At 66.2% G+C, this 9,310-nt stretch carries 9 protein-coding genes; 4 read left to right on the top strand and 5 right to left on the bottom strand.

Annotated features, from left to right (window positions below):
• From HZY97_RS20845 to HZY97_RS18590, 3 genes are all read left to right on the top strand, one after another.
• Positions 1-205: hypothetical protein (locus HZY97_RS20845; RefSeq protein ID WP_218943139.1), on the top strand; the 205-nt coding region annotated here is incomplete at its 5' end.
• Between the two features lie 368 nt (positions 206-573).
• On the top strand, positions 574-2,049 hold the full coding sequence (locus tag HZY97_RS18595) for a lipopolysaccharide biosynthesis protein (RefSeq protein ID WP_180147430.1): 1,476 nt from the start codon (positions 574-576) through the stop codon (positions 2,047-2,049).
• A gap of 220 nt (positions 2,050-2,269) precedes the next feature.
• Positions 2,270-3,970, top strand: a complete 1,701-nt coding sequence (locus tag HZY97_RS18590) for a heme peroxidase family protein (protein WP_218943138.1) — start codon at positions 2,270-2,272, stop codon at positions 3,968-3,970.
• Positions 3,971-4,021: 51 nt separating this feature from the next.
• On the opposite strand, the gene HZY97_RS18585 is transcribed toward HZY97_RS18590, so the two are convergent.
• Positions 4,022-4,450, bottom strand: coding sequence for a CBS domain-containing protein (locus HZY97_RS18585; RefSeq protein ID WP_180147423.1), 429 nt, complete (start codon positions 4,448-4,450; stop codon positions 4,022-4,024).
• Between the two features lie 64 nt (positions 4,451-4,514).
• On the opposite strand from HZY97_RS18585, the gene HZY97_RS18580 reads away from it, so the two are divergent.
• On the top strand, positions 4,515-4,814 hold the full coding sequence (locus HZY97_RS18580; RefSeq protein WP_180147420.1) for a hypothetical protein: 300 nt from the start codon (positions 4,515-4,517) through the stop codon (positions 4,812-4,814).
• A gap of 54 nt (positions 4,815-4,868) precedes the next feature.
• Here HZY97_RS18580 and HZY97_RS18575 read toward each other — a convergent pair whose 3' ends face one another.
• From HZY97_RS18575 to hisS, 4 genes are all read right to left on the bottom strand, one after another.
• Positions 4,869-5,678: a DUF4167 domain-containing protein gene (locus tag HZY97_RS18575; protein ID WP_180147417.1), complete on the bottom strand. Its 810-nt coding sequence runs from the start codon at positions 5,676-5,678 to the stop codon at positions 4,869-4,871.
• 271 nt (positions 5,679-5,949) lie between these two features.
• On the bottom strand, positions 5,950-6,813 hold the full coding sequence (prmC, locus tag HZY97_RS18570) for a peptide chain release factor N(5)-glutamine methyltransferase (RefSeq protein ID WP_180147414.1): 864 nt from the start codon (positions 6,811-6,813) through the stop codon (positions 5,950-5,952).
• Between the two features lie 175 nt (positions 6,814-6,988).
• Positions 6,989-8,059 (bottom strand): peptide chain release factor 1, encoded by a 1,071-nt coding sequence (prfA, locus tag HZY97_RS18565; RefSeq protein WP_180147411.1) that lies wholly within the window; start codon positions 8,057-8,059, stop codon positions 6,989-6,991.
• Entirely contained in the window at positions 8,056-9,297 is a 1,242-nt protein-coding gene (gene hisS / locus HZY97_RS18560) for a histidine--tRNA ligase (RefSeq protein WP_180147408.1), read from the bottom strand. Before hisS ends, prfA begins: the two co-directional genes overlap by 4 nt.
• Positions 9,298-9,310 lie beyond the last annotated feature (13 nt).

Genomic DNA, 9,310 nt, shown 5'->3' with positions numbered 1-9,310 from the left:
TCCGACAAAGCTAAGCCCATGGAACGGCTTGGTTTATCTGAGTTACTCACGCCTAGAAGCCGTGAGACCCAGGGCCGCCGCCCACATGTCCCTTCATCAAAATCACAATGTCAAAGAGCGCAAAAGACCGACGCCTTGGCTTACCCTCTTTTTGGAGGGCGACCCGGGCGCCTGGTTTTTGGTGACCGTCGAAGCGTTCCGGTGAGGAGCACCGCGTCGGTGGAGTGGCTTCTATGCGCGGCTTTTGATTCGGTCAACAGGGCTTTGTACTTTTCTGTCTTTCTTTCGAAATATCTCCAGAAAACGGCGGAATTCTGCGGTTTCTGCGAGGCCCATGACAGCCCCAGCATGACGCTTTGATGACCCTTTCGGCATCGAAACACCCGAATCACCCCTCGAATCGGGGGGAATCACTGCCCTCGAAGCGCGTCCGGCCGGTCGTTGCCGGCGATTCCCCCGGAATCGACCCAGCCCAGGCGAATCAACACCTGCATGCCTGCGCGAGAACGCACGCAAATCCGCGGGTGCAGCGGTTTACGGCGCATAAACACGAACGGGCGCATAGCCGCGCGCATGAGTGAACCCGTGCTGGCAACCGAACCCGAAGGCACCTCGCTGCACCAGCAGGTGCGCAGCGCCGTGATCTGGCGCTCGGGTACCCAAATCTTCGGCCAGCTGCTCACATGGGCCGCCACCTTCATCGTCATCCGGCTGCTCGGCCCCTCGGCTTACGGCCTGTTCGCGATGACGCAGGTGGTGCTGGTCCTGCTAAACATGCTCAACGGCTATGGCTTGGCCAGCGCGCTGATCCAGCGCGCCGATGCGGGGCGCCGCGCCCAGCGCCAGCTCTTCGGCATGCTGATCCTGCTCAACTTCGCGCTGGGCGCCGCGCAGTTCCTCGCCGCCCCCGCCGCCGCGGCCTATTATCGCCAGCCCCTGGTGGCGGATCTGCTCCGCGTGCAGGCACTGCTCTATATAGCGACGCCGTTCATCGCGCTGCCCCAGGCGCTGCTGTCGCGCGAGCTGGATTTCCGCAAGCAGGCGCTGGTCAATTTCGTCTCGGCGCTGGCCGGCGCGGTCACTGCGCTCACCGGCGCCTTGATGGGGATGGGCGTGTGGACGCTGGTCGCCGCGCCGATCGCCCTCTTCGCCGTCCGCGCGATCGGCATGACGATCGCGGCGCGCTCGTTGATGTGGCCGAGCTTCGACTTCCGCGGCGCCGGCGACATTGCCCGCTATGGCGGAGTGATGGCCACCGGCCAGCTCTTCTGGTTCGCGCAGAGCCAGGCCGATGTGTTCATCGCCGGCCGCCTGTTCGATCCGCACATGCTGGGCATCTATACGACCAGCCTGTTCCTCACGCAGATCTTCGTCTCGAAGTTCGTGCCGCCGCTCAACGAAGTCGCCTTCTCCGCTTATGCGCGGCTGAAGGAGGACAAGGCGGCCGTTGCCGCCGCCTTCACGCGCTCCGCGCAACTGGTGATGCTCGTCGCCATGCCCTTCTATCTCGGCATGACCGTGACTGCCGACCCGCTGGTCGCAGTGGTGCTCGGGCCCAAATGGCTCGAAGCCGCACCTGCGGTGCACTGGCTGGCGCTGGCCATGCCGATGATGACGCTGCAGGTGCTTTATGCCCCCGCAAGCGATGCCTGCGGACGGCCCGGAATCAGCGCGCAGAACTCGATGACCGGCGCGATCTGCTTGCCGATCGCTTTCCTGGTCGGCGTGCATTGGGGGCTGATGGGGCTCGTCGCTGCCTGGTTCGCTGCCTATCCGATATATCTCGCGGTCAGCACCTGGCGAACGCTGCCGGTGATCGGCGTGCGGTTCGGCGCGCTGGTCGAGGCGATCGCCGCGCCAATACTCGCCGCGACCGCAATGGCGCTGTTGGTGAAGGGGTTCGACATGCTGCTGCCGCCGCTGCCGCCGCTTGGCCATCTCGTGCTGCTCGTCGGCGCCGGCGGCGGCGCTTATGCCGCGTTGCTCTTCCTGTTCGCGCGGCGGATGCTGGTCGAATCAATCAACCTGATCCGTAATCGCGGCGGTTGATCGGCCGCGATTCGGCTTATCCTTACCGCACCCGTTAACTTCGGTAAGTTGCCGTACGATCAACGATAATAAAGTTCGGTTGACTCCCGACACGATTCAGACATTTTATCAGTCAGCACGGAAATAACTTCGTCCGCATAGCGTGAAGATCCCCGTGCTGGGCCGCATCCGCATTTCAGATCATTGGCGCCGTTCCTCCGAACGGCGAATGGAGACGCGTATGCCTGATGATATCCTGACCCCCGCTCGTCCCAAGATCCCCGTGACCCCCGTCGTACAGGACCTCAAGATCGAGAAGCAGCTCAAGACCTTCTCGGTCCAGTCGCGCAATGCAGCGCTCAAGCTGATCGCCCGCAAACCCGATCCCGCCGCGCCGCCGCCGATCCCCGAGCGCAAGATCTCGATCGAGGCGCTGCGCCCGCAGGTGAAGCGCTTCCACGGCGCCAAGCTGCTGCTCGCCTATTTCCCGGGATCGCTGTGGCGCACACCCTGCGCGGACAAGTTCGGCTACCTCACCTCGAAGGCGATCCGCGACGCTACCAAGCTGCCCTTCGATCTCGCCACCCAGACATTGCTTGGCAAGCTCGGCGACTTCATGGCCGATCCGTCGCGCGGTGCCGGCACCGATTCCAATATTCCTGCCGGCTACACCTATTTCGGTCAGTTCGTGGATCATGACATCACGCTCGACATCTCCTCGACGCTCGAGACCCCGGTCGACGCGACGACGATCAACAATATGCGCACGCCGTCGCTCGATCTCGACTCGGTCTATGCCCGCGGCCCGGCGCTCGATGCGTTTCTCTACGCCTTCCCGCAATCGGGGCCGCCGACCGCGGTCAAGATGCAGCTCGGCTCGAACAAGCCCTCGGGCAATGGCGGGCCGGGCGGGGCCGGCGGGTTCGGCGGGATGCAGGTGCAGCGCGACTTCGACTTGCCGCGCGTCGTCAATCCGCTCGATCCGGCGCTGACCACCAACACCGCGATCATCGGCGATCCGCGCAACGACGAAAACCTCATCGTCTCGCAGTTTCACCACACGATGCTCAAATTCCACAACCAGGTGGTCGACGGGCTGGTCGCGATCGGCTTCTCCGGCGACATCTTCGTCGAGGCCAAGAAGGTCGTGACCCACCATTATCAATGGGCGGTGGTGCACGACTATCTGGCGCGGGTCTGTGGCAATGCCGCGGTGACCGCCGCGCTGACCAATGTCACGGCGGCGCCGAACAGCGCCTTCGCCATGCCGGTCGAGTTCGCGGTGGCCGCCTATCGCTTCGGCCACTCGATGATCCGCGACGTCTATTGGGTGAACTTCGTACAGATCGGCGCATCGCTGGGCGACGTCTTCTCCTTCGCCCGCGCGCCCAATCTGCCGGTGCTGTCCAACTGGGTGGTCGACTTCAACGCCTTCTTCACCACCGGCTTCAGCGTGCCGGTGAACAACAAGGCGAAGAAGATCGACAGCGTGATGGCGCCGGGACTCGACACGCTGCCGGGCTTTACCGGGCTGATGGCGATGCTGGCGACGCGCAACCTGCGCCGCGGACTGTCGCTAGGGCTGCCCAGCGGCCAGGGCGTCGCGCAGCATTACGGGATCCCGGCGATGAGCGCGGCGCAGATCAAGCAGGGGCTCCCCGCCGGCGAGGCTGCGTTGCTCGACAGCAATGGCGGCATCCTGCTCAGCAAGACGCCGCTCTGGTACTATGTGCTGCGCGAGGCGATGGTGCTGAACGGCGGCAACCAGCTCGGGCCGGTCGGCGGGCGCATCGTCGCTGAGACGTTCGTGCGGATGCTCAAGCGCAACCCGGACTCGTTCCTCAACGTGAGCGGCGGCTTCACGCCGGGCCTGCCCTCGGCCGTGGCAGGCGACTTCACTGTCGCAGACCTGGTCAACTTCGCGGGCGTGACCGTGCCCTGACCGTCTCTCCCCGCCGCCGCCCGGTTCGCGCCGGGTGGCGGCAACGGGTGTTCAGACCGCCTGGATGTATGCGCGCATCGCATCGGCTTCCGATTCGATACGCTCGATCCGGTACTTCACCAGATCACCGATCGAGATAAAGCCGACGCAGGCGCCGCCCTCGACCACCGGCAGGTGGCGGATCCGCCGGCGCGTCATCAGCGCGAGTGCGCCGAGCACGCTCTCGTCGGGCGATACGCTGATCGCCGGGGCGGTCATCACGTCGCTCACCTTGCGGGCAAGCGCCGCGGCGCCTTCGCGCTCAAGGCCGTAGATCACATCACGTTCGGAAAAGATGCCGGCCACTGCCGAGCCGACCATCACGGGCACTGCGCCGATGCGCCTGTTGGCAAGCAGCGCAACGGCGTCCGCCACGGTCTGATCGCCCTGGATCGAGACCACGTCGCGCCCTTTTTCCCCCAGGATTGCCGCGATCGTCATCGCCTAACTCCTCATTCGGGTTCAGGCGGTTGAGTCTCCCACACATCGCCCCCAATTGCAAAAGATGGACACGCCGCACGGCCTGGACGACCCCGATTATGCCGCCTTCGCCTGGGCGCGCTATCGCCGCATCCTCGGCGGGATGGCGCTGGCCGCGCTCGCCGTCGCTATCCTTGCGGTGCTGATCCTGTGGCACTGGCTCGGCTGGATCAACTTCACCGTGGCGTTTGCTACGGCGCTGGGCGTGTTCTGCACCATGCTGCTCGGCGCCGCGCTGATGGGGCTGATGTTCCTGAGTTCGGGCACCGGCCATGACGAGCAGGTCGAGGACCGGATCAGCCCCGAAATAGACATCGGCGACTGAGCTTTCGCCCAGCCGCCGATGCGGTTGCTTATATAGAGTGTGTGCGGCGCCGGTTCAGGCGGCCGGCGCTTCGGCGTCCTTGCGGGCGCGGGGACGGCGCGGCTTCTTGGCCGGCTCTTCCGCATCCGCTTCCGGAGCGGCATCCGCTACGCCGAAGGCGGGCGGAAGCACGGCGGCGTCGATCGCATGGCTTTCGCCCTCGGCATCTTCGCGGCGCGGGCGACGGGTGCGGCGCGGAGCCTGCTCGTCGCGCGGTGCACGCTCTTCACGGGCAACACGCTCCTCGCGGGGGGCACGTTCCTCACGCGCGGCACGCTCTTCGCGGGGCGCGCGCTCTTCGTTGCCACCGTCATAGCCATCGGCGTCGGCCGCGGCATAGCTATTGCCGTTGCTGTGACCATTGTTGCGGTTGCCGCGATCGTCGCGGTCGCGGCGGGGACGCTCCTGGCGGTCCTCGCGGTCGCGGCGCGGCTGCTGCTGGGCGCGCTGCTGCGGCTGCGGCTCATCGCCATCGTCGCGGTTGCCGTCGGCCTCGAGATCATAATCCTCATCGTCGCCGTCGAAATCGTCGCGCTGGCGGCGCTGCTGGTTCTGACCCTGATTCTGCTCTTCGAAGCGCGAGCGCGTCTCGCTCAGCACCCGGAAATAGTGATCGGCGAACTGCAGATAATATTCGGTGTTGACCCGATCGCCCTGCATCTGGGCATCGCGCGCCAGATTCTTGTACTTTTCGAGCAGCTGGGCGGCATTGCCGCGGGCACGGTTGTCGATGCGATTCCCGTTACCCTGCTGGCCGGAGCCGCCACCCTGGCGCTGCTGCTGGCCGCCACGACCACGACGGCGGCCGGCCTGACGATTGTTCATCAAGGTCTGTTTGTCCTGTCTTGTTTACGCTGTCCGTCGGTCCAATTCATGGGTCCCGGATGCAGTTTACAAATGCGCGCCAACGCCTCGGGAGGCGCTGCTCGCCCGCCATGGCCACCGGACTGCAGTGGCTTGCATGACCTGAATTGGGGCTGTGCTTCTCACGGCCCAAGTTCTTCAACGGCTTGGTTGAAAGTGCCCTACCCCGTGGCTGTCTTAGCCGGTGGAGCACCAATGTCCAAGCAGAAATATGTGTCGTTCTGGCGTCATTTCAAGAGAGAAGCAGCGCACGCGGCCTCGCTCCAAGGTCCTTGTACAGCGTCACCGCAAAGCCGCTATTCCGGGCAATCGCGGATACGGATTCGGACTGGGTCCAGCCGATCTCCAGCACCGCCGCGCCGCCCTGGGCCAGTAGCCGTCGCAGGTCGGGGATGATCCGGCGATAGTCGTCGAGCCCGTCCGGCCCGGCGAACAGCGCACTTCCCGGCTCATAGTCGCGGACCTGTGCGGGCAAGGGCTCCTCGGTGCCGATATAGGGCGGGTTGGCGAGGATCAGGTCGAAACGCGCATCCAGCCCTTGCCCCCAATCGCCGCGCTGGAAGCCGGCACGCGCCGCCATCCCCAGCGCCGCGGCATTGCGCCGGGCATAGTCGAGCGCAACATCCGAAGCGTCCACACCCAGACCCATGGCATCGGGCCATTCGGCAAGCGCCGCCAGCAGCAACGTGCCGGGACCGGTGCCGAGGTCGAGGATCCGCGCCGGCGTGCGCGCGCCGAAATATTCGATCGCCGCCTCGATCAGCGTCTCGCTGTCGGGCCGCGGGATCAGCACGCCGGGGCCGACCGCCAGATCGATCGTCCAGAAGCCGCGGCTGCCCGTGATATAGGCGACCGGCTCGTGCGCCAGCCGACGCTCGACCAGCGCCGCCAGCCCCTCGGGCACCGGATCGCCGAGGCGGTGCAGGATCATCGCTTCGCGTGACACGCCAAGCGCATGCGCAATCAGCAGTTCGGCATCGAGCCGCGGCGAATCGGAGACCGGCTCAAGCGTGCGGGCGACTTCGTTGAGCGCGGCGCGCACGCTCTTTCCACCCTCGAAAGGCGCCGCGCCGGGCAGGGCGCCGGGAACCGTCATGCCCGCCCCGCAAGGGCTGAAGCGCGGCGCAAATCCGAAAAACGTTGATTCCGTTGACTCGCTACGCGGGCGAGGACGCGCCGCGACGTCGGGAGATCAAGCGGGCGTTGCGCGGTGCGGGCCATGCCGGAACCAAAGCAGAACATTTCCAACATTACCAGCCCGTGCCGGTGCCTCAGCCATCGAGCTGCGCCAGCCGGTCTGCCTCGTCCTGCGAGATCAGCGCGCCGATCAGTTCGTCGAGCTCGCCTTCCATCACTTCGGGCAGGCGGTGGAGCGTCAGGTTGATCCGGTGATCGGTCACGCGGCCCTGCGGGAAGTTGTACGTCCGGATGCGCTCCGAGCGGTCGCCCGAACCCACCTGCGAGGCACGCGCACCCGAGCGTTCCTGCGCCAGCCGGTCGCGCTCGCGCTCGTAGAGGCGGGTGCGCAGCACCTTCATCGCCTTGGCCTTGTTCTTGATCTGCGAGCGCTCGTCCTGCTGGATGACGATCGTGCCGGTCGGCAAATGGGTGATGCGCACCGCGGAGTCGGTGGTGTTGACCCCCTGCCCGCCCGGACCCGAAGCCCGGAAGATGTCGATGCGCAGATCCTTGTCGTCGATCTTGATGTCGGCGTCCTCGGCCTCGGGCAGCACCGCAACCGTCGCCGCCGAGGTGTGGATGCGCCCGCCCGCTTCGGTGGCCGGCACGCGCTGGACGCGGTGCACGCCGCTTTCGAACTTGAGCTTGGCGAACACGCCGACGCCGGTGACGCTGAGGATGACTTCCTTGTAACCGCCGAACTCCGACTCCGAGGCCGAGATCAGTTCGATCTTCCAGCCCATCCGATCGGCATAGCGCTGGTACATGCGCAGCAGGTCGCCGGCGAACAGCGCCGCCTCGTCGCCACCCACGCCGGCGCGGATTTCGAGCATCGCGGCGCGCGCATCGGCCGCGTCCTTGGGGAGCAGCGCCAGCGCCAGCCCGCGCTCGGCATCGGCCAGCGTCGCTTCGTTGGCGCGCAGCTCCTCGACCGCCATCGCACGCAGCTCGTCGTCCGACTCATGCGTCATTTGCTGGAGCGATTCAGCCTCGGACCGCAGCCGGCGCACTTCGCCCGCGGCCAGCGCCACCGGCTCGATCTCGGCATATTCCTTGGAGACCGCGACGAAGCGATCGCCCGACAGGTCGCCGGTCGCCATCATCGCCTGCAATTCGTCGCGCCGCGCCTCGATCGCGGCAATCCGGTCGGCGGGGATCTTCATCGCGCGGCGCCAGACACCAAGGTCGCCACTGCATCGCCATCAACGGCATCGCCGTCGATCACGCGCTGGCTGATCGAGACGGTGCCGTCGCGCTGCTGGAACGAGACCGTCATCGCCGGCGCCGCCTTCATCGCGCGGTCGTAGCGCTTCTTCGGGCTGCCGCTGGCGAACAGCTCGGCGCTGAAGCCGGCATTGCGCAGCGTGGCGAGCAGGCCGATCGCGGCGCCCTCGCTGCCCGCTGCCTCGACCACCACAGCCACCTGCATCCGCTCCACCGCCGGCTCCGGAATCAGCATCGCGAGACGCTCGACGCCCGCTGCCCAGCCGATGCCCGGCGTCTCGGGGCCGCCGAGGCTGCCGACCAGCCCGTCATAACGTCCGCCCGCAAGCACGGTGCCCTGCGCGCCCAGGCGATCGGTGACGAACTCGAATGCGGTGTGCCGGTAGTAATCGAGCCCGCGCACCAGGCGCGTATTGCGCGACCAGGCGACGCCCGCCGCGTCGAGGCCGTCGGTCACCGCCTTGAAGAAGGCTGCGGCCTCCTCGGTCAGATAGGCGTCGATATCCGGCGCGCTGTCGGCGATCGGGCGATCGCGCGGATCCTTCGAATCGAGGATGCGCATCGGGTTCTTCTCGAGCCGGACCAGACTGTCCTCGCTCAGCTGATCCTTGTGCTGCTCGAAATGCGCGACGAGCGCGGCGCGCCAGGCGTCACGCGTCTCGGCATCGCCCAGGGTGTTGAGCTGCAGCGTCACGCCCTCGATACCAAGCGCGCGCAGCAGCTGGTCGGCGAGCGTGAGCAGCTCGACCTCCGCCGTCGGCTCGGCGACGCCGAGGATCTCGGCATCGAGCTGGTGGAACTGGCGGAAGCGGCCCTTTTGCGGGCGCTCATAGCGGAACGCCGGGCCGCTGGTGACCAGCTTGATCGGCGCATATTGCTGCCAACCCTCGGTGATATAGGCGCGGCAGATGCCCGCGGTGAATTCGGGGCGCAGCGTGATCAGGTCGCCGCCCTTGTCTTCGAAGGTGTACATTTCCTTCGAGACGACGTCGCTGGTCTCGCCCATCGAGCGCGCGAAGACGCCCGTCGCTTCGAACACCGGAATGTCGACGCGCTGGAAGCAATAGAGTTTGCGGACGGAATCGAAGGTCTCGAGAACGCGGGCGAACCTGCGCTGCTCTTCGCCAAAGATGTCCTGGGTGCCGCGGATGCGGTTGGGCGTTTCGATGCGTGCCATTGGCGCGCGCCAA

The sequence above is a fragment of the Sphingomonas sp. R-74633 genome (genome assembly GCF_013416555.1).
Classification (GTDB): domain Bacteria; phylum Pseudomonadota; class Alphaproteobacteria; order Sphingomonadales; family Sphingomonadaceae; genus Sphingomonas.
This window is presented reverse-complemented; position numbering and strand designations above follow the sequence as displayed.